Source organism: Mycolicibacterium vinylchloridicum, from assembly GCF_013404075.1.
Taxonomy (GTDB): domain Bacteria; phylum Actinomycetota; class Actinomycetes; order Mycobacteriales; family Mycobacteriaceae; genus Mycobacterium; species Mycobacterium vinylchloridicum.
This window is the reverse complement of sequence record NZ_JACBJQ010000012.1, coordinates 103731-129163: the sequence shown is the minus strand read 5'-3', so window position 1 is coordinate 129163 and position 25433 is coordinate 103731. Positions and strand designations below refer to the sequence as shown.

At 67.3% G+C, this 25433-nt stretch carries 26 protein-coding genes; 8 read left to right on the top strand and 18 right to left on the bottom strand.

Translation table 11 applies throughout. The annotated features are described in order from the left end of the window. Positions 1–11: 11 nt before the first annotated feature. Complete coding sequence (gene ilvD / locus HPC46_RS12855) at positions 12–1709, top strand: dihydroxy-acid dehydratase (protein WP_179470330.1); 1698 nt, start codon at positions 12–14, stop codon at positions 1707–1709. Positions 1710–1735: 26 nt separating this feature from the next. Here ilvD and HPC46_RS12850 read toward each other — a convergent pair whose 3' ends face one another. The 3 genes from HPC46_RS12850 to HPC46_RS12840 all read right to left on the bottom strand — a co-directional run bounded on the left by HPC46_RS12850 (position 1736) and on the right by HPC46_RS12840 (position 5441). Then, positions 1736–3196 (bottom strand): PE-PPE domain-containing protein, encoded by a 1461-nt coding sequence (locus tag HPC46_RS12850; protein ID WP_179470328.1) that lies wholly within the window; start codon positions 3194–3196, stop codon positions 1736–1738. 122 nt (positions 3197–3318) lie between these two features. Then, on the bottom strand, positions 3319–4104 hold the full coding sequence (locus HPC46_RS12845) for a DAPG hydrolase family protein (protein WP_233716405.1): 786 nt from the start codon (positions 4102–4104) through the stop codon (positions 3319–3321). After that, positions 4101–5441 (bottom strand): FAD-binding oxidoreductase, encoded by a 1341-nt coding sequence (locus tag HPC46_RS12840; protein ID WP_179470324.1) that lies wholly within the window; start codon positions 5439–5441, stop codon positions 4101–4103. Before HPC46_RS12840 ends, HPC46_RS12845 begins: the two co-directional genes overlap by 4 nt. Positions 5442–5531: 90 nt before the next feature. Here HPC46_RS12840 and HPC46_RS12835 point away from each other — a divergent pair, with 90 nt between their 5' ends. Both HPC46_RS12835 and HPC46_RS12830 read left to right on the top strand, forming a co-directional pair. Then, a complete protein-coding gene (locus HPC46_RS12835) occupies positions 5532–6293 on the top strand; it encodes an IclR family transcriptional regulator (RefSeq protein ID WP_179470322.1) in 762 nt (253 codons plus the stop codon). A gap of 131 nt (positions 6294–6424) precedes the next feature. Then, positions 6425–8647 carry a molybdopterin oxidoreductase family protein gene (locus tag HPC46_RS12830; RefSeq protein ID WP_179470320.1) on the top strand — a complete coding sequence of 741 codons (2223 nt, stop codon included), beginning with the start codon at positions 6425–6427 and terminating at the stop codon, positions 8645–8647. Here the strand turns inward: HPC46_RS12830 and HPC46_RS12825 are convergent. Genes HPC46_RS12825 through HPC46_RS12805 form a run of 5 tightly spaced genes read right to left on the bottom strand, consistent with a single transcriptional unit; the run spans position 8644 to position 12464 of the window. Continuing rightward, positions 8644–9258, bottom strand: coding sequence for a pyridoxamine 5'-phosphate oxidase family protein (locus HPC46_RS12825; RefSeq protein ID WP_179470319.1), 615 nt, complete (start codon positions 9256–9258; stop codon positions 8644–8646). The two genes, HPC46_RS12830 and HPC46_RS12825, sit on opposite strands and share 4 nt — an antisense overlap. A gap of 40 nt (positions 9259–9298) precedes the next feature. Continuing rightward, positions 9299–9796 carry a TIGR04338 family metallohydrolase gene (locus tag HPC46_RS12820; RefSeq protein ID WP_179470317.1) on the bottom strand — a complete coding sequence of 166 codons (498 nt, stop codon included), beginning with the start codon at positions 9794–9796 and terminating at the stop codon, positions 9299–9301. After that, positions 9793–10542: a DUF2786 domain-containing protein gene (locus tag HPC46_RS12815; RefSeq protein ID WP_179470315.1), complete on the bottom strand. Its 750-nt coding sequence runs from the start codon at positions 10540–10542 to the stop codon at positions 9793–9795. Before HPC46_RS12815 ends, HPC46_RS12820 begins: the two co-directional genes overlap by 4 nt. Before the next feature lie 48 nt (positions 10543–10590). Further along, positions 10591–11622 (bottom strand): alpha/beta hydrolase family protein, encoded by a 1032-nt coding sequence (locus HPC46_RS12810; protein WP_407665498.1) that lies wholly within the window; start codon positions 11620–11622, stop codon positions 10591–10593. 2 nt (positions 11623–11624) lie between these two features. Continuing rightward, positions 11625–12464 carry an alpha/beta hydrolase gene (locus HPC46_RS12805; protein WP_179470313.1) on the bottom strand — a complete coding sequence of 280 codons (840 nt, stop codon included), beginning with the start codon at positions 12462–12464 and terminating at the stop codon, positions 11625–11627. A gap of 65 nt (positions 12465–12529) precedes the next feature. Here HPC46_RS12805 and HPC46_RS12800 point away from each other — a divergent pair, with 65 nt between their 5' ends. After that, positions 12530–13525: a sigma-70 family RNA polymerase sigma factor gene (locus tag HPC46_RS12800; protein ID WP_179470311.1), complete on the top strand. Its 996-nt coding sequence runs from the start codon at positions 12530–12532 to the stop codon at positions 13523–13525. 56 nt (positions 13526–13581) lie between these two features. Here HPC46_RS12800 and HPC46_RS12795 read toward each other — a convergent pair whose 3' ends face one another. Beyond that, the gene (locus HPC46_RS12795; protein WP_179470309.1) at positions 13582–14544 is read right to left on the bottom strand and encodes a ferritin-like domain-containing protein; all 963 of its coding nucleotides are present in this window, start codon (positions 14542–14544) and stop codon (positions 13582–13584) included. 454 nt (positions 14545–14998) lie between these two features. Between HPC46_RS12795 and HPC46_RS12790 the strand changes: the two genes are divergently transcribed. Continuing rightward, positions 14999–15394, top strand: coding sequence for a heme-binding protein (locus tag HPC46_RS12790; RefSeq protein WP_179470307.1), 396 nt, complete (start codon positions 14999–15001; stop codon positions 15392–15394). A gap of 55 nt (positions 15395–15449) precedes the next feature. Here HPC46_RS12790 and HPC46_RS12785 read toward each other — a convergent pair whose 3' ends face one another. After that, positions 15450–15896 (bottom strand): MarR family winged helix-turn-helix transcriptional regulator, encoded by a 447-nt coding sequence (locus HPC46_RS12785; RefSeq protein ID WP_179470305.1) that lies wholly within the window; start codon positions 15894–15896, stop codon positions 15450–15452. A 91-nt stretch (positions 15897–15987) separates the two neighbouring features. Between HPC46_RS12785 and HPC46_RS12780 the strand changes: the two genes are divergently transcribed. Next, positions 15988–16743, top strand: a complete 756-nt coding sequence (locus HPC46_RS12780; protein ID WP_179470303.1) for a pirin family protein — start codon at positions 15988–15990, stop codon at positions 16741–16743. After that, a complete protein-coding gene (locus tag HPC46_RS12775) occupies positions 16724–17995 on the top strand; it encodes a PQQ-dependent sugar dehydrogenase (RefSeq protein WP_179470301.1) in 1272 nt (423 codons plus the stop codon). The genes HPC46_RS12780 and HPC46_RS12775 overlap by 20 nt, the downstream gene beginning before the upstream one ends. A gap of 4 nt (positions 17996–17999) precedes the next feature. Here the strand turns inward: HPC46_RS12775 and HPC46_RS12770 are convergent, their stop codons facing one another. Continuing rightward, positions 18000–18278: a GlsB/YeaQ/YmgE family stress response membrane protein gene (locus HPC46_RS12770; RefSeq protein WP_005142580.1), complete on the bottom strand. Its 279-nt coding sequence runs from the start codon at positions 18276–18278 to the stop codon at positions 18000–18002. 237 nt (positions 18279–18515) lie between these two features. Here HPC46_RS12770 and HPC46_RS12765 point away from each other — a divergent pair, with 237 nt between their 5' ends. Further along, positions 18516–19595, top strand: coding sequence for a phosphodiester glycosidase family protein (locus HPC46_RS12765; protein WP_407665496.1), 1080 nt, complete (start codon positions 18516–18518; stop codon positions 19593–19595). An 18-nt stretch (positions 19596–19613) separates the two neighbouring features. On the opposite strand, the gene HPC46_RS12760 is transcribed toward HPC46_RS12765, so the two are convergent. The 7 genes from HPC46_RS12760 to HPC46_RS12730 are packed head-to-tail and all read right to left on the bottom strand — an operon-like array spanning position 19614 to position 25426. Further along, positions 19614–20438, bottom strand: a complete 825-nt coding sequence (locus HPC46_RS12760) for an SDR family oxidoreductase (RefSeq protein WP_179470299.1) — start codon at positions 20436–20438, stop codon at positions 19614–19616. 14 nt (positions 20439–20452) lie between these two features. Then, a complete protein-coding gene (locus HPC46_RS12755; RefSeq protein ID WP_179470297.1) occupies positions 20453–21136 on the bottom strand; it encodes a YoaK family protein in 684 nt (227 codons plus the stop codon). Positions 21137–21162: 26 nt separating this feature from the next. Further along, the gene (locus tag HPC46_RS12750) at positions 21163–21795 is read right to left on the bottom strand and encodes an Mce protein (protein WP_179470295.1); all 633 of its coding nucleotides are present in this window, start codon (positions 21793–21795) and stop codon (positions 21163–21165) included. After that, entirely contained in the window at positions 21762–22310 is a 549-nt protein-coding gene (locus HPC46_RS12745; protein ID WP_179470293.1) for an Rv1363c family protein, read from the bottom strand. The genes HPC46_RS12750 and HPC46_RS12745 overlap by 34 nt, the downstream gene beginning before the upstream one ends. Then, a complete protein-coding gene (locus HPC46_RS12740; RefSeq protein ID WP_179470291.1) occupies positions 22307–23302 on the bottom strand; it encodes an RDD family protein in 996 nt (331 codons plus the stop codon). The genes HPC46_RS12745 and HPC46_RS12740 overlap by 4 nt, the downstream gene beginning before the upstream one ends. Further along, the gene (locus HPC46_RS12735; RefSeq protein WP_179470289.1) at positions 23277–23906 is read right to left on the bottom strand and encodes an Mce protein; all 630 of its coding nucleotides are present in this window, start codon (positions 23904–23906) and stop codon (positions 23277–23279) included. The genes HPC46_RS12740 and HPC46_RS12735 overlap by 26 nt, the downstream gene beginning before the upstream one ends. Next, positions 23876–25426 carry an MCE family protein gene (locus HPC46_RS12730; RefSeq protein WP_179470288.1) on the bottom strand — a complete coding sequence of 517 codons (1551 nt, stop codon included), beginning with the start codon at positions 25424–25426 and terminating at the stop codon, positions 23876–23878. Before HPC46_RS12730 ends, HPC46_RS12735 begins: the two co-directional genes overlap by 31 nt. Positions 25427–25433 lie beyond the last annotated feature (7 nt).

Genomic DNA, 25433 nt, shown 5'->3' with positions numbered 1-25433 from the left:
ATACTTGTCCGGTGACTCAAACGCCCGATCTCAAGCCCCGCAGTCGTGACGTCACCGACGGTCTGGAGAAGGCCGCCGCCCGTGGCATGCTCCGCGCGGTAGGCATGGGCGACGACGACTGGGCCAAGCCACAGATCGGCGTCGGCTCGTCGTGGAACGAGATCACCCCGTGCAACATGTCGCTGCAACGGCTCGCCCAGGCGGTCAAGGGCGGCGTGCACGAGGCAGGTGGATACCCGCTGGAGTTCGGCACCATCTCGGTGTCCGACGGCATCTCGATGGGCCACGAGGGTATGCACTTCTCCCTGGTATCCCGTGAGGTCATCGCCGACAGCGTCGAGACCGTGATGCAGGCCGAGCGCCTCGACGGTTCGGTGCTGCTGGCCGGCTGCGACAAGTCGATCCCGGGCATGCTCATGGCCGCGGCTCGGCTGAACCTGGCAAGTGTCTTCCTCTACAACGGCTCGATCATGCCGGGCGTCGCCAAACTCACCGACGGTAGCGAGAAGGAAGTCACGATCATCGACGCCTTCGAGGCTGTCGGCGCGTGCGCGCGCGGGCTGATGTCGCGCGAGGACGTCGACATCATCGAGCGCGCGATCTGTCCCGGCGAGGGCGCCTGCGGCGGCATGTACACCGCCAACACGATGGCCTCGGCGGCCGAGGCGCTGGGTATGTCGCTGCCGGGCAGCGCTTCTCCGGTCGCCATCGATCACCGGCGCGACGAGTACGCGCGCCGTTCCGGTGAGGCCGTTGTCGAGATGCTGCGACGCGGTATCACCACCAGCGACATCCTCACCAAGGAGGCGTTCGAGAACGCCATCGCCGTGGTGATGGCGTTCGGCGGCTCCACGAACGCGGTGCTGCATCTGCTGGCCATCGCCTCGGAGGCCAACGTCGACCTTTCGCTTGCGGACTTCACCCGCATCGGGCAGAAGGTGCCGCACCTGGCCGACGTCAAGCCGTTCGGCCGCCACGTGATGAAACACGTCGACGAGATCGGCGGTGTGCCCGTGGTGATGAAAGCACTGTTGGATGCCGGTCTGCTGCATGGCGATTGCCTCACCGTGACGGGTGCGACGATGGCCGAGAACCTCGCTCACATCGAACCGCCGGATCCCGACGGCAAGGTGCTGCGCGCGATGAACAACCCGATCCACCCGACCGGCGGCATCACGATCCTGCACGGCTCACTGGCGCCCGAGGGCGCGGTGGTCAAGTCGGCTGGCTTCGACTCTGATGTGTTCGAAGGCACCGCAAGGGTTTTCGAGCGGGAGCGGGCGGCACTCGATGCCCTCGAAGACGGCACCATCACCCACGGCGACGTGGTGGTCATCCGCTACGAGGGCCCGAAGGGCGGCCCCGGCATGCGCGAGATGCTCGCCATCACCGGCGCCATCAAGGGTGCCGGCCTCGGCAAGGACGTGCTGTTGATGACCGACGGCCGGTTCTCGGGCGGGACGACGGGCCTGTGCGTCGGTCACATCGCGCCCGAAGCCGTCGACGGCGGCCCGATCGCGTTCATCAAGGACGGCGACCGGATCCGGCTCGACGTCGGCAAGGGCACGCTGGACCTACTGGTCGACGACGCCGAATTCGAGTCCCGCAAGGTCGGTTTCGAGCCGCTGCCACCGGTGTACAAGACCGGCGTGCTCGCCAAGTACATCAAGCTTGTCGGCTCGGCGGCCAACGGAGCCGTCTGCAACTAGTGAACCAACGAGTGTGCATCCAGAGGCTAGCTGGCCGCCCGCTTCGATCCGCCGACACCCTTCTTCGCCGACGCCTTGGGCGCTGAACTCTTCTTGCTCGTAGCAGAACTCAGCTTCTTCGATGGCTTGCCGGCCTTGGCGCCGGGTGTCGTCGTAGCACTGGCAACCGGAGTGCTGGTCGCTAACGCGGCCGCGGGCTCGGGCTGCACCGGGGTCTCGGGCTCGGTCACCGGGTCGGGCGTCGTGGTGGACTTGCCGGTCAACACATCTCGGAACCCGGTGAACAGTGCCTTGACCACATCACCGGGGACCGCGGCCCACTCCTGCGGAGTCAGCGTGGCCTGCGACAGGAACGGAATGTATTGCCCCGATTGGTCATACGTGCGGTTGTAGGTGCCGCCTTCGCTCGGTGTCTGGACGTCGGTGTAGCCGGTGTTGACCAGAATCTCCAGCGCCGGCTGCAGCGCGTCGGCCAGTGGCGTACCCAGTGTGATCGGTATCCCCACCTGCGTGAAGACTGCGTTGAGAATCCGCGACGGCAGCCGCAGTGGCTCCAGCAGTGGCAGGTCGGTGGAGACCAGCGTGCTGTAGGTCGTGCTCGGGGTGCCCAGGGTGAGCAGCGCGACGAGGTTGCCCTCGATGGTGGGAAGATCGGTGCCCTTCAACTCCACACCGTCGAGCAGGTAGGTGGGCAGCACGCTGGCCATGAACGAGTTGGCCAGTGAGAACGGGTTCAACGTCTCCGGGAAGTCAGACAGCATGTCGTACCCGAGCGCGACATTGACGAACGCGCCGTTGAACTTGATGCCGGTGCTCTGGCCCGAGCCCGCGGTGGGGCTGACCGGATTCATCCCGAACAGGTTGAAGATCGGTGCGAACCGCGCATACAGACCGCCGTTGGGCGTTTCGGGGTTGCGCACCAACGCAATCGGCAGATTGGTCACGTAGGTGCCCTGCACGCAAGTGATCCCCGACGAGCACGGCTGGCCGGTGATGGAATTGACCTTGCCCGACGCGGTAAGCGGGGTATATCCCGCCGGCGTGTTGCCGTTCGCGCTGGCCAGCATCGCCTGGTAGGTGGCCAGCGCGGCGGGCACGCCTGTTCCCGTCGCGACCAGCAGCGGACCGGTAGGACTGCTGGCCAAGATATTGGGCCGGGTCGCTGTGCCCAGGACAAACCCACCGAACGTCGCCGCATTGAGGTCGTCGTACAGCCCGACGGGATCGGCCCTGTTGTAGTCGAACGCGAGCGTGATCGACCCGACCACCGGGACATTGTCGAAGGTGTAGCTGTCCACCCCGAGCTGGTTCACGAGCCACAGCAGCGGCCCGGTGGTGGTCGTGTCGAGGGTCAGCGCCGCGTTTGCCGAGGGTGCCACCGGCGCGGCGACCGAACCCATCGTCATCGCGACGGCCGTGACGGTCGACGCACCGAGCAGCGCGGCCTTCCTGCCCCCGACCTTCGATCCCCGCCGGATCCTGCTCATCAACGCTGCAGCTACCATTGCCCCCACCCCTATGCCGACCCCGACGTCGCTCCCAGGAAGATAACCCCTGAGGTTGGCGGCGGTGGGGATTTGGCAATCTCTGCGGGTGCCCGAGCCGCCGATCAGGTCTCAGCGAACTCGGCGTAAATTTTCGGCAGGAAGCCTGCCAGGTGGTTCATCTCCTGCGAACAGTGCACCAGCAGGTCGCGCGCCTCGGGCAATTGATGAGCGGCGATCGGGCGGATCACCGAATCGGCCAATCGGTTGCCGCGGCGCACACCGATGTATGGCCCGCCCATCCAGAACCGGGACCGCATTTCGGCCCCGCCCGGAACCGCGCGGATGTGGTGGACGAACCAGCCGATGTCCACCGGCACCTCGCTGGAGCCCAGCCGCGCGCAGACCGCGACGTCGCTGCCGAGCCGCGACGCGTCCAGCCCCATCGCGGCGGGCTCCAGGAACGCGATGGCCGCCTTGGCGTAGGCAGAGCCCAGGTACTCCTCGATCACCGAGACCCGCCCGACGTACCCGGTGCCGACCTCGCCGTCACCCCAGTGCGCCGAGGCGTGGGCGCGCGGATGCCACAGCTTGTACCGGCTGGACTCGCTGCCATGCCAGGCGAACCACCAGTCCCACATCGCCGGCGTGACGTCGGGCATGTCAGTGCGGATCGCGACGTGGAACCCGCCTCCGCGAAGGGCGCCGTAACCGTTTTCGGTCTGCTGATACCCAGCGTCGAGAATGGTTGCAGCGGAATCGAAGTCGAGCATGACCTGATCGGCCTGCGGGCCGTGCTCCAATGCGACGACGGCGTGCCGGGGCAACTCGGCCATCTCCGGGTTGAAGTACTTGCCCCACGCGGTGTCCCCGTCACCGGGCCGGTAGCCCAGGTATGTCTCGGCCATCAGAGTCGTCCCATCCAGCTGTGGAAGCGTCCATCGGGGTCGTATTCGGCGCGCACCCGGTCGAGTTTCGCCATGGCCTCGGCGGTGGCGAACTTCGCGGGCCGCTTGCCCAGGTTCTCGTCGGCCAGTTGAATGCCGGTGGCCAGCGGTGCCATCGCCGCCATGTTGGAACGTGGCCAGTCACTGTACTTTTCGTCATCGGCGGGATCCATCCAGCCGGCGTACAGCGCGAGGTAGATCTCGCTCTCCAGGCTGTAGGCCATGTCCTGACGCTCCGGTGAGGGACCCCAGTTCAGCCACAGGAAGTGGGCCGGATGCGGCGGCAGCGTGTCCAGGATGTTGTGGATACCGGGCAGCAATTCGGCGGCCGAGGCGTTGGTCCACATGTTGTCGGCGGTGTAGCGGTGGTCGGCGAGGTAATTGCTCATCACCGCGGTGTACCAATCGGGCAGGCCCATGGGCGCATAGGGGATGGCAACCAGGGCCTTGTCGACGACCGGGCACCGGTCGAGGATGCCGAAGGCTTCTCGAGCCTCGGCTTCGGTGTCGGCGAAGGCCGGTGATGCCATCACGATGGCCGGCTGGTCGAGGCCCGCGTTCGGCACGCTGCTGGTGGCCACGATCTGCAACTCGACCCGGCGGTCCACCTCGGCGGAGATGTTGCGCGCCCAGGTGAAGATGTCGTCGGCGAGGTCGATGGGATAGGCGTAGAAGCTGCTGCCCAGCACCGCGGGCTTCTTGTACAGCTTGAGATGGAACGCGGTGACGACGGCGAAGAAGCCCGGCCCTGAACCGCGGGCGGCCCAGTACAGATCCGGGTGGTTGTCGGCGTCGATGTAGACCGCCTCGCCGTCGGCGGTCACCACGTCGAGGCCGATCACGCTCTCACACGCCGGCCCGACCACCCGGCTGTTCCACCCGTAGCCGCCCTGCAGCAGGTACCCGCCGATGCACACCCCCTTGCAATGCCCGGCGGGGAAGAACAAGCCGACCGCGTCGAGTTCGGCGGCCAGCACACTGCCACCCTTGCCCGGACCCGCAACTGCGGTCATCTTGTCGGTGTCGATGCTGGTCTGATCGACCCGGCTCATGTCGAGCAGCACCGCGCCGTCGCGCAGGTGGCTGGCCGCCCAGCTGTGCCCGCCGGATTTGATGCTGACCTGCTTGTTGGTGGCCTTGGCGTAGCGCACGGCGGCCACCACGTCATCAGCGTCGACCGCCTGGACGATGACGTCCGGATAGCGGTCGGGCACGCGCTGGTTCCAGACTGTCGCGCGACGTGCCTCTTCGTAGCCATCGTCGCCCCGGAAGAAATGGCGACCCTCGGGCAGTGACCCCACCGAAGCCTCCTTTGATTCACATTCCGGATCGGTATGATCCGTATTGCGGCACAATACCGCTCGGGGAACGTCCGGGGAAGGGACGATGAGATGGCAGATCCGGAAATTTCCGTGGTCGGCAATAACCACGGGTCAAGCGCCCGCGACGACGGCATTCAGGTACTGCGCCGTGCCGCGGCCGCACTCGACGAAATCGCGACCGCTCCGGGCCGGCTGCGACTCGTCGACCTGCACAGCAGGCTGGGCCTGGCCAAGTCCACCGCGCGCCGGTTGCTGTTCGGTCTGGTCGAGGTGGGGTTCGCCGCCGTGGACGACGACGGCCGCATCATCCTGGGCGAGCGGCTACTCGGTTTGGCCAGCGCCAACGCCGCGCACATCACCTCGGCATTCCGGCCCACCCTGGAACGCGTCGCCGAAGCCACCGGGGAAACCGCGGACCTCTCGGTGTACCGCGGCGGGCAGATGCTGTTCATCGACCAGATCGAGTCACCGCACCGGCTGCGAGCCGTCTCGGCGATCGGCGGGCGGTTCACCCTCCACGACACCGCCAACGGGAAGGCGGCGCTGGCGCTGTTCGACGACGCCGACGTCGACTCCGCGTTGGCTGCGCTCGATCCGTCGGAGGCCGACCGGGTCCGCGCCGAGATCCGCGAGATCCGGACCAGCCGAGTCGCTTTCGACCGCGACGAGCACACCGACGGCATCTCGGCCGCGGGCATCGCCGGGCGAGCGGTCGGTGGCAATATCGTCGCGATTTCGGTGCCCGCGCCGACCGAGCGATTCAACCGCCACCGGGACCGCATTGCGGAGGCGCTCCACGGGGCGCTGAGTTCGCCGGTCTGGTCGAGCTAGCGGAAATCTGACCATCCGGTTGGTTGGGCTTGCCAGCGAGTCTGTGGGCAGAGCACAGTGGCAGGCATGAGCGACGCTTGCGGAGCGAATCAACAGCAGACATGCGGCACCCGAGCCTGCGAGGTGGTCGCATGAGCCGCACCGCTTTGCGCATCTGCCCGCTGTGCGAGGCCACCTGCGGGATGGTCCTCACCATCGATGACAACGACCGGATCGCCGCGGCCCGGGGCGATCGTGACGACGTCTTCAGCCATGGCTTCATCTGCCCGAAGGGTGCCAGTTTCGCCGAGCTCGACAACGATCCCGACCGGTTGCAGAACCCGCTCGTGCGCCGCGACGGGGAACTGGTCGAGGCCACCTGGCCAGAAGCCTTCGCCGCGGCCGCCGAGGGACTGCAACGCGTCATCGGCGAGACCGGCGGTGCGTCGGTGGCGCTGTACCTGGGCAACCCCAACGCGCACACCATCGCCGGTTCGCTCTACGGGCCCGTCCTCATCAAGTCGCTGGGCACCCGGCAGGTGTACTCCGCCAGCACCCTGGATCAAATGCCCAAGCATGTGTCCTGCGGCTATCTGTACGGCAATCCGGTGGCCTTCACCGTGCCCGACCTCGACCGCACCGACTATCTGGTGATCATCGGCGGAAACCCGTTGGTGTCCAACGGTTCTCTGGCCACCGCTGCCGATTTCCCCGGCAAGATCAAAGCGTTGCGCCGCCGCGGCGGCAAGCTGGTGGTGATCGATCCCAGCCGTACCCGCACCGCCGAACTCGCCGATCTGCACCTGCCCGTGCGCCCCGGCTCGGACGCCGCGCTGCTGTTCGCGGTCGTGCACGTGCTCTTCGACGAGGATCTGGTCGACCTTGGCGTGCTCGCCGACCACGTCACGGGGCTGGATCGGGTGCGGGCGGCCGCGCAGGACTTCGCACCGGAGGTCGTCTGCGGGCACTGCGGTGTCGATGCCGACGAAATCCGCACCCTCGCACGCGAAATCGCCGCCGCCCCCAGTGCTGCGGTTTACGGCCGGATCGGCACCTCGACGGTCGAGTTCGGCACGCTGACCAGCTGGCTGGTGGACGTGGTCAATATCTTGACCGGCAATCTGGACCGGCCCGGCGGGGTGATGTTCGCCAGTTCTCCGATCGCCGGCGCCCCGCGACCGGCGCGTCCCGGCCGAGGCTTCAAGACCGGTCGCTGGCGCAGCCGGGTCTCGGGTCACAACGAGGTGCTCTCCGAAATGCCCGCGGTCGCGCTTGCCGAGGAGATCGAGACCCCCGGCGAGGGACAGATCCGGGCGATGATCACTATCGCGGGCAACCCGGTGCTGTCTGCGCCGGACGGTGCCCGCCTGGCCGATGCCCTGGAAAGCGTCGGCTTCATGGTGTCGGTGGATCCTTACCTCAACGAGACCACCCGGCATGCCGACGTGATCCTGCCTCCGCCGCCGCCCTCTCGCGCAGCGCATTTCGACCTCGCGCTCAGCGCCGCGGTGGTGCGCAACAACGCGCGGTTCTCCCCGCCGGTGCTGCCGCTACCGGAGGGACGGCCCGACGAGTGCGAGATCCTCGCCCGGCTGGCACTGATCGTGCTGGGCATGGGCCCCGACGCGGACCCGAAGCTGGTCGACGATCAGGTGATCGGCTCGACGCTGAGCAAGGAAGTCGCCGACGAGCACTCCCCGGTCGCCGGCCGGTCGGTCGAGGAGCTGACGGCGATGCTGCCCGATGGCCGCGGCTACGAGCGACGGCTGGACATGATGCTGCGGCTGGGCCCGTTCGGTGATGCGTTCGGCACCAACCCCGAGGGCCTGACCCTGCAGAAGGTGAAGGACACCCCACACGGAGTGGACCTCGGCGCACTGGTCCCCCGCATTCCCGAGGTTCTCCGAACACCCTCGGGGACAGTCGAATTGGATCCCGAGCTGATCCTGGCCGATATCCCGCGGCTGCTCACGTCGCTGACGTCGGCGCCGGGCTTCCTGCTGATCGGCCGGCGCCACCTGCGCTCGAACAACAGCTGGATGCACAACCTGCCTGCGCTGTCGGGCGGCTCCAATCGCTGCACACTGCAGATCCATCCCGACGACGCCGCGCGACTGGGCCTGGAGGACATGGCTGTGATCACCGGTCCGGGCGGGAAACTCGAAGTGCCCGTTGAGATCACCGATGCGATCCGGCCGGGCGTGGTGTCACTGCCACACGGCTGGGGTCACACCGAGCCGGGCACCCGGATGCAGGTGGCCGCACGGGTGCCGGGCGTGAACGTCAACAACCTGAATGACGGCACACGCCTCGATCCGTTGTCGGGCACCGCCGTACTCAACGCGCTGCCGGTCGAGGTCGCCCGGGCCGGCTAGTACATCGAGCGCCGGATGTTCTCCTCGCTGTAGCGCTCTTCGAGTTGAGCATCGGTCCAGTCCGTCCGCAGCGCCCTGGCCAGTTGAGCCACGCTGGGTAAAGCGGTCGGGTTCCAGGTCTCGGGCTTCCAGGCGTCGGACCGCAGAAAAGCCTTGGCGCAGTGGAAGAACACTTCCTCGATGTCGATCTCCATCGCCAGCAGTGGCCGCTTACCCTGGACGATCATCGTGTCGAAGTAGTCGGCGTCGGCCAGGATGCGGGCCCGACCGTTGATCCGGAGCGTGTCACCGCGACCGGGGATCAGGAACACGGTGCCGACTTGGGGCCGTTGCAGCAGGTTGAGGTACCCGTCGACGCGCTTGTTGCCGGTCCGGTCCGGGATCGCGATGGTCCGCTCGTCGATGACATGGACGAATCCCGGCGGATCACCTTTCGGCGAGACATCCACGCGTCCTTGCTCATCCGCCGTGGCGACGAACGCCAACGGCGAATGGGCAAGCCAGTCGCACTGGACCGGCGAGAGCCGGTCCTTGACCTTGTTGGCGACGTAAGGGTCGGGTTCGCCCACGATCGCCCGAAGCTCGGCAGCGGTCGTCACTTCATGGCGCATCGCTCGAGTATCCTCCCCAAGGCTGTGATCTTCGAGTGAGTTATCGCACGCCCTCTTTGGCGTATACGACGCGCAGCACGTGGCCGACCTCCGGTCCCATCACCAGGGCGGCCAGCTCACAGAACGTCGCGATGAAGTCCGGCCCGTGGGCCGGGCCCTGCGGTGTCAGGTGGTGGGCGATCTCGTGCAGCAGGACCAGCTCCCGCATCGCCCAGTCGGCGGAGTCCCGGTCTGGGACCGCGATAATGCCTGTGCCGGAGACATTTTCGTAGTGGGCGGCGCCGGCGGCACGGCGCGGGCGCACGCTGAGCGGGCCCGGTTCCGGCCAGCGGGCGGTCACGGCGGGCAGCGCGAGAACGTCGTCGACGTAGCGCTGTGCCGAGGGGATGGACGCGAACCGCCCCTCCGGGGGCAGGGTGAGCTGGGCGCCGAAGAAGTCGATGGTGCGTGAACCATGTTGAGCAGCACGGTCGAAGAGGGTGCGGACGAACTCTTCGGCCGCGTAGACGCGGGAGCGTTGGCTGTCGCGCGCCGTCACCTGGGCAGCCGGGTCCGCGCCCCCGGCAACTCGGGGCTGGACCCCAGCCGGGCCTGCCGGCCGGCCCGGTCACCGGCGCGCCGCGCGGCCGACGAATACCCTGCCGACGCGCGGCTGGCCTGCCAGGTTCCGCGCGCCTTGGACGTCTGCCGGTAGTGGTCGCGCAGCTCGACTTCCTTGTTACGCAACGCCAAAGCTGTTCCCGGTGCGGTTCTCCGATCCCGCGTGGCTTCCTGGCGGGCCTCCTCCCGCGCCTCGGAAAGGCGCTGGGCGACACGGGCACCGAAGGCCAGCTGGAAGTTCAGCCGCGCGGTGATCGTCGGCGTGGGCTTGTGCGCTCCGGTGGCCAGGTAGGCGTCGCACGAGCGCACCATCTGCACGACCAGGCTGGCGTACAGGGCGTGGCTGGCGTCGATGTCCTCGGTGAATCCGTAGGCGTAGACGAACGTCGAGTTCGAGGCGACGTCGCACTGCACGTCGTTGGCCGCCGCGATACCCGCGAACAGCTGCACGTAGGTGCGCAGGCCGCGGGCGCCGGGTTCGCCGATGGTGATGGTCCGCTGGGTCGGCGCCTGTGCGGCGGTCCTGGTGGCCGAATGGGCCCGCGCGACGGCCAGATCGATCGACGTGGCAGTGGCCAGCCGCTGGGCGGCGGCCATGAACGCCTCGGCCTCGTGGACGTTGTCGGTGCCTTCGGCCTGGCGCAGCAGCGCTGCGATTCGCGCCAGCATCTTGTCGTCGGTCACGATTGGCAACCTAGCCGAGGCCGCTGACATCAGCGCGCCGGCCCGAACTCACTTGTTGACAAACCCGTCCAGTGCCGCCGTCAGCTGTGGCGAGAGCGGGCCCGGCTTGGAGTAATTGCCGACGTTGTCGGTCGGGTCGTCGCGCAATACATGATTGACGCCCTTGAGTTCGACCAGGCTCAACGAGGTGTGGCCCAGCGCGTCGACGAGCGGTTTGGAGTCCGCGCAGCTGGCTTGGCCATCGGAATCCGAGCACGTCAGCAACACCGGCGTGCCGGCAGGGATACGGGCAGCCAGGTCCAGCGGATCGATGGCATCGGCTTCGGCGACTGCCTTGACGTTGCCGGGGTTCACAATCGCGTTCAGGCCGTCGGGCAGCTTGTCGGGCACGGTGGACTTGGTGCGCACCTCGGCGACGGCAGCGTTCCACGCGGCGATCGTCTGGTCGGCCTGCTGCTGGTTCTTCTGACCGCTTTTCACGGCGGCGGCCACGTCGGCCTTGACCCGATTGGTGATCAGGTCGAGGTAGCGCCCCGCAAGGGGTTGCAGCAGACCCAGTGAGTGGATCTTGGGCGCCCCGGCAGAGGTGTCGTCGGCCAGCGCCATCGCGTGCACGGTGCCCTCACCCAGCGCGTAGACCGAGATGTGGTCGGAGTCGGTGCCGGACTGGCCGGCCAGAAATCGAACGGCCGCTTTCGCCCCGGTGGTGTAGACCGCGCTGCCCACATCGGCCGGGTGATCGGCGTAGGGGCCGAGGCCGGTCTGCCCGGTGCCGACCTTGTCGTAGCGCAGCGAGGCCACCCCGTGGTCGGACAGGTAGCCGGCAAGTTGGCGCATGTTGCCGATCGGGCCGGCGACGTTGTTGTCGCCGTTGCGATCGGTACGGCCGCTCTCCGAGATCAGCAGTGCTGCCGGTGCCTGCTGATTGCCCTTCTCATGGCGGTACGTGCCGTGGATGGTCAGCCCGTCGGCGACAAACGTCACCTCGTCGTCGACCCAGGTGGTGGGCGATTCGCTGTTCGATGAGCAGCCGGTCGCCAGCGTCAGCGCCATCGCCACCAGGACCACGCGGCGGCGCAAACTCACAGCCTGGCCTCGATCCACGCGGTCACGTCGTCGAGTACGCGGTCGCGCTCGGGTTCATTGAAGACCTCGTGGAACAGGCCCGGATACACCTTCAGGTGCACGTCGGGGGAGCCGACGCAGTCGACGAGCAGCTCGCTGCCGCCGGCGGGCACCAGCGCGTCGTCGGCGCCGTGCACCACCAGCAGGGGTGCGGTGAGCTGGCGGGCGCGCTGCGGCATGGTCTCCCCGACCGACACCAGCGCTTTGGCGATGCCGGCGGGAATCTTGCCGTGATGCACCAGCGGATCGGCGTTGTAGGCGGCGACGACCTCGGGGTCGCGCGAGATCGCGGTGGAATCGAGCTCCTCGACCGGTAGATCCGGCAGCAATGAGCCCACCGCCTTGCCGAGCAACAGCTTTCCGCGGGACACCCCGGTCTGGGCGGCGACGGCCGGACCGGACAGCACCATCAGGTCGAAGTCGCCGGCGTGCTGCACGCCCCAGGCGAACACGATGCCGCCGCCCATGCTGTGGCCGAGCACGATTCGCTTCAGCCCCGGGTGTTCGGCGGTGGCGATTTTGACGAGGGTGTCGAAGTCACCGGCGTACTCGTCGATCGACCTGACCCGCACCCGCTTGCCGCCGGAACGGCCGTGGCCGCGGTGGTCGAGCGCATAGGTCACCAAGCCGGCCTGGCCGAACCGTTCGGCCACATGGTCGTAGCGGCGGGCATGTTCGCCCAGGCCGTGAGAGAGCACGACGACGCCGCGCGGCGCAGTGTCCGGTGTCCACACGTCGTAGACGATGCGGACGCCGCCGACTCCGTCGAACGTCCGCTCGGTGCGGGTTGTGACCATTAACGGAGCCTAACCGGCGGTAAGACCCGGCCTCTTGTCGGTGCGCGTGCGTAAGCTCGGTTGACGTGAGCGTGCTCGCACATAATCTTGACGACGGACTCGACCCGAGCCGGGGCGATTTCCTGGCCCAGGCCGAGCCCTATCGGCGCGAGTTGCTGGCCCACTGCTACCGGATGACCGGGTCGTTGCACGACGCCGAGGATCTGGTGCAGGAGACCTTCCTGCGGGCGTGGAAGTCCTATGACCGGTTCGAGGGCAAGTCCTCGGTGCGCACCTGGCTGCATCGCATCGCCACCAACACCTGCTTGACCTCCCTGGAGGGCAGGCAGCGCCGGCCGTTGCCGACGGGTCTGGGTGCGCCGAGTTCGCAGCCCACCGACGAACTCGTCGAGCGCGCCGAGGTGCCGTGGCTGGAACCATTGCCTGATTCCGCCACCGACCCGTCGGAAATCGTGGGCTCACGGGAATCCGTGCGATTGGCTTTCGTCGCGGCGCTGCAACATCTGTCACCGCGGCAGCGGGCCGTGCTGGTGTTGCGTGATGTGTTGCAGTGGAAGGCCGCCGAGGTCGCCGAGGCGGTCGGCACCTCCGTCGCCGCCGTCAACAGTCTGCTGCAACGGGCCCGCGCGCAGCTCGATGCCGTCGGACCCAGCCAGGACGACCAGCTCTCCACGCCGGATTCCGCCGAAGCCCGCGACCAGCTGGACCGCTACATCTCGGCATTCGAGGACTACGACATCGAACGGCTGGTGGAAATGTTTACCGCCGAAGCGGTTTGGGAGATGCCGCCGTTCGACGGCTGGTATCGGGGTGGCCCCGCCATCGGCGCGCTCATCCACCACAACTGCCCGGCGGAAAAGGCTGACGATATGCGGCTGCTACCGCTGACTGCCAACGGGCAGCCGGCCGCGGCCATGTACATGCGCCTGCCCGAAACCAATGGTCGTCACGTGCCCTTTCAGCTGCATGTGCTCGACATCGGCCCCGCCGGCATCTCGCACGTGGTGGCATTCCTGGACACCAGCTTGTTCGCGAAATTCGGCCTGCCCGAGTTTCTTTAGCCGCACAACGCAGTAGCCCGGCGATGTCGCCATCGCCGGGCCACGTCGCTGAAAGGTCAGTCGATGCCGACGATCTCCTGCGCGATGGCAGCGACCCGGGTCTGGGCGGCCGAGACCAGGCGTGCCCGATTCTTGTTGGCCTCCTCGTAGGCGACGATGGCGCGAATGTCGGCGGGATCCTCGAGTTCCTTCACCGCGGCGACAGCGTCGTTGAGGTTGAGCTCGTCATAGTTGGCGATCGGTAGTTCCTCGGCCGACAGCACCCCGGTGGCGCTGCGCAGCGAGTGCAGCGCGTCGGCCGCGCCGTCGGCGCCTTCGCGGCGAGCCACCTTCTCGGCGGTCTCCAGCGCCGCATCCCGCGCGCCCGTCGCGGCCTTGACGGCCACTTCGCCGGCGTGCTGGCCGCGGGTGACCAGTTGGTCGACGACGGGACGGCTGTTGCGCAGTGCGTCCAGGGCCCGGTCGATACCGCGGACCGACGAGATCACCGGCCAGTTGGCCACCCGGACGGTCAGCCCGGTGAGGATCTGCAGCGGCGTGCGGCGCAACGCGGCCGGTCCGCCCAGCGCGTCCTCGGCCAGCACCGTGGTCAGCCAATCGACGGTCGCCGAGTGCGCGGTGATCAGGCGGTTGGCCAGGCTTTCGACCTCGGGCTGCTTGGCCGCGACAGCCAGCGCCTTGAGGTAGCGCGCCCGATCGAGCAGCTGACCCTCCAGAGCGAGGTCACCGAGCAGGGCCTCGTCGAACGGTTGCGCCTGTTCGGTGAGCGCTTTCACCGCTGCGGCGGCGCGCCCGAAGAACGGACCGATGAGATCGGGAAAGCCACCGAGGTCGCGGATCGCGCTCTCGATCGCTTCGGCCCGCTCACGGCCGTTCGCGGCGTTCTGGGTGAGCTCGGTGCGCACCGCGTCGGTGCGAGCCTGCGTCACCCTGGTCTCGGCGATCTGGATCTCGGTGTTGGTCAGGTCGAGCACCGCCCGCAGCTGGGCGAGCAGAGTGGTGGTATCTGGCGTGGTCATCGCGTTTCTCCCCTTATGCGTTGACTTCATGGTGTCGGCGCGGGGTTGTTGCGCCTCGTTCATGGCTCTACCCGCTCTGCCCGGTCGGTATTCGCACTGACTGGTGCATCACAGGGCACGCGCAGGGAAATTCACGACCAATTCAGGTGGTAGCCACCCGCCCCCGCGTGTTAAACCCGCACTGTCCCAGCGGTATTCATCTTTGCCCACATCACGATTGCGTCACGGTGGGGATCACGATCAGTTAAGAAATCTGCCAGCGCAATAAGAACCCACAACGTGCCGACGGCTCTCGCACCGCCGGTTCGACCGAAGTGGGCGCAACATCACCCCAGCGACCTGTAACGCTCGTGGCCCTTGCGAATCATGCTGGCAGCACGAAGGTTTGCTGCAAAACCTCATGGGTACTTTGGGTTTCAGGACGGGGGAATCCAGAGAAAGAGAAGAGATCCATATGTTCAGCGGTATCGCGCCCAGCAAGAAGGCTGCGGCCGTATGTACCGGTTGGCTTGTGGGGGGCATGGCGGCAGCGACTCTGGCCGCACCGATGGCCTCTGCGGCACCGGACTGCAGCAGCACAGGCGTTGCCAACACGGTCAGCTCGGTGACCGGTTCAGCCAACCAGTATCTCGACGGTCATCCCGGCGCCAAGCAGGTGTTGACGGCGGCCTACGGCCAGCCTTACGGGCAGGCGGCGGCCAACGTTCGCGGGTACTTCACCGCCAACCCCGGCGAGTACTACGACCTGCGCGGGATCCTGTCGCCGATCGGTGACACCCAGCGGGCCTGCAACGTCAACGTCTTGCCGCCCAACCTGCAGACGGCCTACGACGCGTTCATGGCCGGCTGAGCCGACTCACTACGGTGATCCGCCGCCACGGCCCCGCTGTGGCGGCGGATTGCGATCAATCGGCGAGTCGTTCCAAGGCAATCGCGGTCACCTGGTCGAACCCGCGCAGTTGCGCCGGCGTCATCCCGTCGAACAACACCGCGCGAACCAGCGCCACGTGGTCGGGGGCCGCGGCGGCCAGCGCGTCGCGTCCCGCATCGGTGATCTCGGCGGTGGCCCCGCGCCGGTCGTCGGCGCTACCGCGGCGCTCGAGAAGATCGCGGTCCCGCATCCGGCGCAGCTGGTGGGATAGGCGGCTCTGTTCCCACCCCAGCGCGGCGGCCAGCTCGAGCACTCGTGTCGGCCCCCGCTCGGCCAGCGCGACCAACACCTCGTAGTCAGCCAGCGACAGCCCGCAACGCGCTTGGAGCTGGCGGTTCATCGCGACCTGCAAGCGACCGCCCAGGGCCAGGTAGTTACGCCAGATCCGCTGTTGGTCATCGGTCAACCAGCGCTGTGCCACGGGGCCAGCATAACGGAATACATGACACGTCATCTATGTTGTCGCTCAACAGCCGGCCACCTAGGCTGGCACCGACCCGAGGGGTGATGACATGGCCGCAACCGTCGACATCAGACGTGCCGCCGACCGCGCTGCGACGAAGATCGATTGGCTGGACTCCAAACACTCGTTCTCGTTCGGCCACCACTACGACCCGGTGAACACTCACCACGGTCTGCTGCTGGTGAACAACGACGACATGGTGGCACCGGGTACCGGCTTTGACACCCACCCGCACCGTGACATGGAGATCGTCACGTGGGTACTGCAGGGCTCGCTGGTGCACCAGGACTCCACCGGCCACTCCGGCGTGATCTACCCCGGTCTGGCCCAACGGATGTCCGCGGGTCGGGGAATCCTGCACTCGGAGAAGAACGACTCCTGGACCCTCACTGGACGTGAAACACACAGCGAACCAGTGCATTTCGTGCAGATGTGGGTGGCACCCGACGAGTCGGGGATCGATCCGGGCTACCAGCAGCTGGAAATTGACGACGAATTGCTGCGCGGCGGCCTGGTCACGATCGCCTCCGGGATGCCCGAGCACAGAGACCACGCCGCAATCTCGATTCGCAACCGGTACGCGGCATTACACGGTGCCCGGTTAGCGCCCGGCGATACCGTCGAGTTGCCCGAGGCGCCGTACCTCCACCTGTTCGTACCGCGCGGCCAGGTGAGCCTGGAAGGGGCCGGCGATCTGCACGAGGGTGACGCGGTGCGGTTCACCGCGGCGGGCGGTCAGCGTGTCACCGCGGACCAGCCGTCGGAGATTCTCGTTTGGGAGATGCATGCCGGGTTGGCGGGGTAGGGCCGCCGCTGCGGCTATCGCGGCACTGACGGTGGCGTGCGGGCATCCGGCGGCACCGGCCCCACCGGCTTCGGCACCGACCGGTCTGGCACCGGTCGCCGTCGCCGTGCCGGCCGAGTTGGCCGGCGCGCCATTCGACACACCGCGCCAGGCTCTGGTGCCGGCGGGCTGGAGCATGTCGGTCTGGGCCCGGGTGCCCAAGGCCAGGTTGGCCGCCTGGGCACCCGACGGTGCCCTGCTGGTCTCGGCGCCCGCTGCGGGTCAGGTACTCCGGCTGACGCCGACCCACTCGGTGCCGCAGACCTCGGTACTGCTCGACGGTCTCGACCAGCCGCACGGCCTCGCGTTTGATGGCGACACCCTCTACGTCGCCGAAAGCGACGAGATTGACGCCTTCGACTACCGCGCGGGAAGCGCCGACGGCCGCCGGGTGGTTGCCGGCGGTCTGCCCGACGCCCGAAGCCCTGATCTCGGCGGCGCGTACGCCCATGCGCTGAAGAGCGTGGCCGTCGGCACGGACGGGGCGGTGTACTTCTCGATCGGTTCGACCGGCAACGTCAGTGCCGCCGACCGGACCGCCGATCCGCCCCGCGCGACGATCATGCGCATCCCGCCGGGCGGCGGCGCACCGACAGTGTTCGCGAGCGGTGTTCGCAACGGCACCGGCCTGGCTATCGCACCCGATGGTTCGGTGTGGACGGCGGTCAACAACCGTGACCAGATCGCCGATCCACGGCCGGGCCCGTCGTTCGGGAAGGTGACTGACTACGTCAACGACCATCCGCCGGAGGCGATCGCCCGACTGACGCGTGGACGCGAACTCGGTTGGCCCTATTGCCATCCCGATATCGACGGCCAGCCGACATTTCTGCGCGATGTGCAGACCAACGCCGATGGAAGCAAACTCGACTGTGCCGGACTGGCGCCGGTGGAGCAGACACTCGGCGCGCACTCGGCGCCACTGGGTTTGAGCTTTGTCGACGGGCTGCTCCCCACGCCATATGCCTCCGGCGCCCTGGTCGGGGTCCACGGATCGTGGAACCGCACCCCGCCCAGGGCGCCGGAGGTCTCGTTCTTCGCTTGGCGCAACGGCACTTTGGGTCCGCAGCAGACTCTCGTCGGCGGATTTCAGGATCAGGCCGGCGCTCGCTGGGGACGCCCGGTGGCCGCGGTGGTCGGCCCGGACGGCGCGGTGTACATCACCGACGATGACGCCGGTGCGGTGTACCGCCTTGCGCCGCCAGGCCGCTGACCTCCTAGTGATGCACTCGATTACTGCGGCCGGTGACCGCGACATAGATCCCGATCAGTACGGCCGCGACAACGATTCCGACCACGAACGGGAGGATCTCGAATCCGCCGTTGGAGTTCGCGTAGCCGAATTGGCTCGTGAGCCACGAACCAAGCAGCCCTCCGACGACGCCCAACAGGACCGTCATCAGAACGCCGATGTTTTGCTTTCCGGGCATCACCAATCTCGCCAGCACGCCGATGATCGCTCCGACGATGATGGCCCCGATAATCGATCCGACCATTGCTGCTCCTCATGTTCCGGCGGGCCCCGGCGGGCACCGCGCCAAGCAGTGATTCCCCACCCGCAGCCCGGATAACCGTCCCGGGGCAAAGAAATTGTCGACGCGGCAAATCAACGCCCCTGGTTGTGACCACGCCGGTGCGGAACCGTCGCGGGTCTGTTACCAAAGTTGACTGTGTGATTGCTGAGAATAAGGGTGGCCGTGCCGTAGCGAAGTCTCAGTCATGAAAGGGCAACTGTGCCAACCGTCGCCGCGAAGTTGTGCCGCCTTGCCGCAGGGACCATGGCCGTGGCCGGCTGCCTGGCGCTGGCAGTGACGACCGGAGCGCCGCTGGCGTCCGCTGATGGTCGTGAGCAATTGGCACAAGCCATCGCGACCACACGTGGCAGCTACCTCGTCTACAACTTCGGAAGTGGTTTTCCCGCACCGATGCTCAATGCCGGCGGCAACTGGTACGAGCTCACCAACGGCGGCCACCTGATGATCATCAAGGCCGCGTCCAAGCGGCTGACGCCCCGTCTGCTGGTCGACTCCCACTCTGGTTATCAGGCCCGCTGCGAACAGACTCGAGGCACCCGCACTCGGGAGGGACTGGTGCAGGCATCGGAGACCTACACCCCGCTGCAGGCGTGGCAGGCGCTCGGGCAGCCGACCATCGCGATCAATGCCAACTTCTTCGATGTCCGTGGGCAGCAGGCGGGTTCGTGGAAGTCGACGGGGTGCAGCTCTCCGCTGGGGGCCTATGTCGACAACACCCAAGGACAGGGCCGGGCCAACGCCGCGGTCACCGGGACTGTCGTCTACGCCGGAAAGCAGGCCTTGTCCGGCGGCGACGAGGTGTGGACCGCGCTGACCACGATGGTCCTTCCCGTCGCCGGTCCGCCGTTCGTCGTGACCCCCAAGGCGCCCGACGACTATGACGCCGCGACCCCGGTGATCCAGGGACTGCTGGACAAGGGCACCCGGTTCGCCGCGGTAAGCGGACTCAAACTGCTGGCCCCGGGCGATACCGGTCAGCTCAACGACCCCGGCCCCAGCACGGCGCGCACCGCGCTGGCCTACGCCAGGGACAAGGACGAGATGTACATCTTCCAGGGCGGCAGCTACACGCCGGATCAGATCCAGGATCTGTTCCGGGGCCTGGGCAGCGATACCGCGATCCTGCTCGACGGCGGCGGCTCGTCGTCGATCGTGTTGCGCCGTGACACCGGCGGCATGTGGGCGGGCGCCGGCGTTCCGCGCGGGTCCTGCGACACGATGGCTGTGCTGTGCGACTCGCGTGAGCGCGCACTGCCCGCATGGCTCGGGTTCAACTGAGCCCGCTGGCTTGCGATTTCAGGGCTGGCCGAACACCCTGCCTAGCAGGGCATCCCGTGCGCGAGTGGGAAGCTTGGTCATCAGCGTCATCTGCACCGCGGTCGCCACACCGACCGGATAGCGCGCCTTGGGTTTGCGCGCGGTGAGCGCCTCGAGTACCACCTTGGACACTTTGTCCGGATCCACGGCGAGCCGCTGCGACATCGGAATCGCTTTCCGCATTCCCGCAACATGTTTGGTGTAGAGCTCGCGGTGGTGTGGCGCCAGGGCGGCTTCCATATCGACGACCATCTGGTCGGCGCCGCGCCACAGGTCGGTGTCGGTCTGGGCGGGCTGAACCACGCTGACCGCAATGTCCCACGACCGCAGCTCGACTCGCAACGCGTCCGCGGCCGCCTCGAGCGCGAACTTCGACGCGCTGTACGCACCCATCATCGGCGCCGAGAGCTTGCCATTCACACTGGAGATGAACACGATTCGACCATGGGACTCGCGCAGCAGCGGCAGCACTGCGGACGTGACGGCGAGCTGGCCGACGACGTTGACCTCCAGTTGGCGGCGGATCTCGGCCGCGGTCAACCCCTCCAGCGGCCCACTGACGGCGATTCCGGCATTGTTGACCACTGCGTCGAGGCGGCCGGGCAGGGCCTCGGGCAGCGCGGCGACCTGCGCGTCGTCGGTGATGTCGAGGGTGACCGCACTGACCCTCGGTAGCGCGGACAGTGCTTCGGCGTCGGCCGCATTACGGACACCGCCGATGACATCCCATCCGGCGGCCGCCAGATAGCTCACGATCGACTTGCCGATTCCCCGGGCGGCGCCGGTGACCAGAACAGTGGGCATAGCCGCGACTCTAGCTACCCGCTCGCCGCTCGCGGGCCGTACCGGAAGACAGCCAGGCTGGCGGTCACCACGATCGCGGCCAGCCCGATCACCGGAGCCACCATCCAGCGCGTCATCGTCGCACCGACCATCGCGCCCGCACACAGCGTCAAAACAACGCTGTAGCGCAGCCTTTCCCGCTCCCCGCTACCGCCGGCGAGCCGGCTGTCGACACCGATCCCGACCAGCGTGGAGGTCAACACCGTGGTGCTGAGTTCCTGCACGCCGAACTGGCGCGCGGCGGCGTTCTGCGCACCGAACGTCACCGCCAGTCCGGCGATCAGGATCAGCTTGCCGTTGTCGTGATAGTTCACCGCACCGGTCCCGGCGAGGATCGCCAGCACGCTCAGCAGCACCACCTCGGTGCCCAGCGCTGCCGTCAGCCACACCCGCACCTCGTAGTCGAAGTGATGCGCGAACCGGCCGCCCAACACGGCGCCGACCAGAAAGCAGACGAACGACAGGATCGCGGCGATCATGTCCACCCCGGAATGCGGAACGAACCAGAACCCCAGGAAGACCACGTTGCCGGTCATGTTGGCGACGAACACATGCCCGAGCACCAACACGCTGATCGCATCGACCAGCCCGGTGGCGAACGTCAGCAGCAGCAGTGCGACGACGGTGGAGCGCTCCGATACGGGCGAGGCGACGGCCATGGGGCAAGTATCGCCAATGCGCGTCTTTAGAGTTTGGGTGTGAGGTCCAGCGACGTCACCGTGGTCATCTTGGTGACCAGCCAGTGCGATCCGTCGCGAGTCAGCTCCACCCGGTAGGACAGGTACTTCGTGGACGGGATGTCCTTGGTCAGCGGGCTCTTCGACGTCGTATTGGTGTACACGATCGCGGTGGCGTTCGGCCCGGCCAGCGATTCGACGGCCGCGCCGACCACCTCCGTGCTGTTGGTGACCTTGGCCTGTTTGTTGGTCGGCGCGATGGCGTCGACGTACTTGCGGTACTGGTCCTGGAAGTCCCCGGACAGGTACTTCGCCGATCGGTCCGGCAGTTTGTCCATATCGTCGGGGGTGTAGGTCCACAGCGTGGTGATCGCCTCGGCCGCGGTGCGAGCGATGTCGAGCTTGGTGTCGACAGCGGCCCGGTCCATCAGATAGGGCTGCACGGCCGCACCGGCGAAGGCACCCGCGGCAACGAACAGCGCGGCGGATATTCCCACTGCCACCGATGTGGCGTTGAGGCTGAACCGCTTTCGCGGCGTCTGCGCTTCCTCCGTGGCGCCCAGCTCGACGGCCTCGCTGTGGACCTCGCGATCCTGCTCCGCATCGGTCAGATCACTTCCCTGAAGCTGCTGATCTTCCACTGGCCTCCTTCCTTGGTCGCGATGGCCAGCCAGCGACTGGCACGCTCGAGGGTCTTGCCGTCGGGCAGCCGGGTCTTCGTCGTGGCCGCCACCAACACGTCGGCGCTGCCGTCGCGGTTCCAGCGCTCGACACCGACGGCCTGCACCGTTCCCGTCGTCGGTTCGGCCCGCGCCACCTGAATGACGATCTCGTTCTTCTTGGCCTGGAACTGCTGGGCGAACTCCCCGGTCCCCTGCGCCAGGATCCCGTCGGCGTAATCGTTGGCGTGGAACGGGTCCAGCGAGGCGTATTGCGTGACAAAGCCGCGAACGAAGCTCAGCACAGCCACATCTCGAATGGCGTTCTCCCGCTGAGTTTCCCGCTTCACCAGCAGCAGGGCGCTCACGGTGACCGCGGCGATGATCGCCACCGCAGCCAGACTGGCGACCAGCGGCAACACCCACCGGCGCGGTCGCCGAATCTGTGGCCGAAACAGCTCCGGACTGTCGGGTTCCACCCTGCGTCGCGGGCTCACTTCGGCTGCCCCGGATTCGGCCTCGCCAGCACCGACAAGTTGTCCACCAGCCATTGGCCGCTGCCGGACCGCGCGAACGTCACCCGTAGGGTCGCCGAGCTCGGACGGAGTTTGGCCGCCTCGCCGCGCTGTCCCAGGATGAAGATCAGCATCTCGGCCCGGTCGCGAGTGTTGGTCAGCACAGAACTGTTGACGACCCAGTATTCGGTGTTGGCCAGGCCGCGTTTGCGCGCATCGTCCTGATCGGCCAAGACTTTCGGCCGATAGCCGTCGGTGACCAATCCCCTGGCCCGAGCGAAGTCGGCGTCGGTCGTCGCGACGTTGTAGCTCAGCATCTGCTCGACGAGCTCGGGTCCCCGCACAGCGATCTGCTCGCGGGCCTGCTCGACGGCGAGCTCGGGACGGTACACGCCGAAATAGCCCAGCAGCGAGGCCGCGGCGGCCAGCACGGCGAGCGCCACCAGCACCGCCCCCGCCAGCCGGCGTCCATCGGGCCGTTCGGCTTCCACACGGCGGACCTCGGTACGGACGATCAGGTCGGCGAAGGTGCGGTTGCGCGAATCCCACAGCGGCCACAGCCAGCCCAGGAACAACGCGGCGGTGTCGAGCAGATGCGCAAGATCACGTAAGAGCAAGCGCCACGGGCCAATTGGCGCACCGTCGCGGCTGACCACCACAATGCCTGATAGCGCCCGGCCGAGGGTCGCGCCGGTGATCGACGGAAGTAGCAGCCGGTTCACGGCCATCGCGAGGAACACCACCGCTGCTACCGCGATCGCCGTCCACCGCAGCCATCCGAGGCCCGAGATCGACGCCGACTGGGCCACCAGCACGCAGGTGATCACCACACCGGTGCCGAAGAACACGTCGACGGCGAAGGCCCGCGCACGAGCCCACCAGCCCGCCCGCACCCCGTCGGACGCCTGGCCTACTGCTCCGGATATGTCGGCGCCGGCGTCGACGGCATCAAGTTTGGGGAGGGTCACCGTCACCTGGCCCCTTGCTCACCTGGTCGAGTCTGGCGATCTTGTAGGTGCCGCCCTCGGGCATCATCCGCACCCGCAGCCGATAGCTCTGCTCCTGGTCGGCAGCCTGCGAGTTGGACATCTTCACCCGCACCGCAACCAGGATGTCCATCGAGCCGTCGTCGTTGTGCCGTTCGACCGCGGCACGCATGTTGGAGACCTTCAGCTGCACGTTGGCCGCTTGGTAGGCCTCGATCAGCAGGGAGCTGTAGAGCGGTGCTTGCGCGGCGAGGTCGCTGTCCCAGCACTCGACGATCTTCTGCTGACTGGCCGCCATTGCCGCGGCATCGGGTGCCTGGGTGGCGGTGACGCAGTCCTTGGCAGCGGCCAGCGCGCGACTCTCCGCCTGCGCCGCGGCGACGCTCTTCTCGTGAGCACGCATCGCGAAGTATCCGCCGGTGGCAACGACCAGGCTCGCGATGACGAGAGCGGCGCAGACCAGCGCCAGGCGGCGTCCGCTCAGCCGTGACCCGCGCTGTTCGGTCTGTTGTGCCGGCTCCTGCGCCTCTCCGCGTTCGGCCTCGTCGTCCAGCGATGGAGTCAGCCGGCCGGAGCCAGCATCGTCTTCCATCCGTCGTCTCCTGTACTGCTCGAATTGCTGACGTTGTATTTCACACCGTCAGGGCCAACCACCTCTCCGCTCTGCGGGGTGTAGATGGCGGTGTTGCTCGCTGCCGGGGTGTACGTGCAGGGGTTCGGTTGTTGGCCGTTGCACTGCACGGTGCCCGTCCCTGGTGGACTGAGGTCGTCACTGATCGGCGGCGTGGGCCCTGGCAGCAGATCGGCCGGCAACGGGTTCATCCCGTTGTTGATCGAAGGTGCCGGTATCACGGTACCGGGGTTCACCGGCTGGTCGCATCGAGCACCCGGCGCCGGGCAGTTCAGCACCTGGTTGGGGTCGCCGTACCACGGGTTGTTGCCCAGCGGGGTGTACGGCTCGTTGCTGCGGCACTCCATCGGCGTCGCCGCCCGCTTACCGGGCACGTCGGCGCACGGGAAGTTACGTGCACCACGAACCACGTTGGCGGGGGTGTCCTTGGGGATCTTGCAATACAGACCGCTCTCCACCGGCATCAGCCTGGTGTCCGCCGGTGCACGCCACTGGCTGGCCGGCAGGAAGCCGGTCAGACACGGCGGCGGCTGGTTGATCGTCAAACCGAAGTCCAATGCCGCCTGACGCGGGTACGGCGCCGACACGGACTGGGCGACCGCAGCGCCCTGGGGAAGGAGCACCAGCGACTGCTCGACGCCCTTGTTGTAGCGCTTGAGCATGTCCAGCACGATCTCGAGGTTGGCCAGCGTCTGCGGCAGCGCCTCACGCACATCGCTGAACACCGCGTTGACGGCGTCGGCGGTGGGTGCCGCCTGGCTCAGTCCACTGCGCAGCGCCTGATCCTGGGCCGCGGTCTGCGCCGCGATCGTGTTCAGGTTCGCCGACCACTGCTGGATCGCGTTCGAGGAGTCGACTTGACTGTCGATGACAGCGGGCGAGTTCTGGATGATGTCGTTGACGTCGGCGATGTTCGTCTTGAAATCACTGACGATCGCCTGCGTGCCGTCGACCAAGCGTTGCAGCGACGGGCCCAAACCGCCTACCGCTTGGGCAGTTTCGTTCAACAGCACCGGAATCTTGTCGGCAGGCAGCGCGGCAAGTCCCTTGTTGGCCGCATCCAGGGCCGGACCGATCTCCTCGGGCACCGTCGACTTGGTGATGGTCTGCCCACCGGCGAAGTACTGACCCGGGTTGCCGTCGGACACCAGGTCCAGATACTGCTCGCCGACTGCGGACACCGAGTGCACGTTGGCGCTGGCGTCGAGCGGGATCTTGTACTTGTCGCTGATGCTCATGGTCGCCCGGACACCGGTCTCGGTCGGTTCCACGTCGGTGACCTTGCCGATCGTGATGCCCCGGTAGGTGACGTTGGCCGTGCGGTACAGGCCGCCCGAGGACGGCAGGTCCGCCTTCAGCTCGTACTGTCCGATACCCGCCAGCGTCGGCAGGCGCAGGAAGTACCAGCCCAGCACCAGCAGGGCGATCACGGTCAGCACACCGAAGATCACGAGCTGTCTCTTGATGAACGTCGTCAGCATGTGTCCG

Bases quoted from the DNA above. Each gene is read 5' to 3' on its own strand.
- HPC46_RS12830 (WP_179470320.1), top strand. From the start codon at position 6,425: ATGAGCCGCACCGCTTTGCGCATCTGCCCGCTGTGCGAGGCCACCTGC.
- HPC46_RS12835 (WP_179470322.1), top strand. From the start codon at position 5,532: ATGGCAGATCCGGAAATTTCCGTGGTCGGCAATAACCACGGGTCAAGC.
- HPC46_RS12760 (WP_179470299.1), bottom strand. From the start codon at position 20,438: ATGCCCACTGTTCTGGTCACCGGCGCCGCCCGGGGAATCGGCAAGTCG.
- HPC46_RS12730 (WP_179470288.1), bottom strand. From the start codon at position 25,426: ATGCTGACGACGTTCATCAAGAGACAGCTCGTGATCTTCGGTGTGCTG.
- HPC46_RS12795 (WP_179470309.1), bottom strand. From the start codon at position 14,544: ATGACCACGCCAGATACCACCACTCTGCTCGCCCAGCTGCGGGCGGTG.
- HPC46_RS12770 (WP_005142580.1), bottom strand. From the start codon at position 18,278: ATGGTCGGATCGATTATCGGGGCCATCATCGTCGGAGCGATCATCGGC.
- HPC46_RS12735 (WP_179470289.1), bottom strand. From the start codon at position 23,906: ATGGAAGACGATGCTGGCTCCGGCCGGCTGACTCCATCGCTGGACGAC.
- HPC46_RS12755 (WP_179470297.1), bottom strand. From the start codon at position 21,136: ATGGCCGTCGCCTCGCCCGTATCGGAGCGCTCCACCGTCGTCGCACTG.
- HPC46_RS12850 (WP_179470328.1), bottom strand. From the start codon at position 3,196: ATGAGCAGGATCCGGCGGGGATCGAAGGTCGGGGGCAGGAAGGCCGCG.
- HPC46_RS12825 (WP_179470319.1), bottom strand. From the start codon at position 9,258: ATGCGCCATGAAGTGACGACCGCTGCCGAGCTTCGGGCGATCGTGGGC.
- HPC46_RS12775 (WP_179470301.1), top strand. From the start codon at position 16,724: ATGCCGGGTTGGCGGGGTAGGGCCGCCGCTGCGGCTATCGCGGCACTG.
- HPC46_RS12790 (WP_179470307.1), top strand. From the start codon at position 14,999: ATGTTCAGCGGTATCGCGCCCAGCAAGAAGGCTGCGGCCGTATGTACC.
- HPC46_RS12780 (WP_179470303.1), top strand. From the start codon at position 15,988: ATGGCCGCAACCGTCGACATCAGACGTGCCGCCGACCGCGCTGCGACG.
- HPC46_RS12805 (WP_179470313.1), bottom strand. From the start codon at position 12,464: ATGGTCACAACCCGCACCGAGCGGACGTTCGACGGAGTCGGCGGCGTC.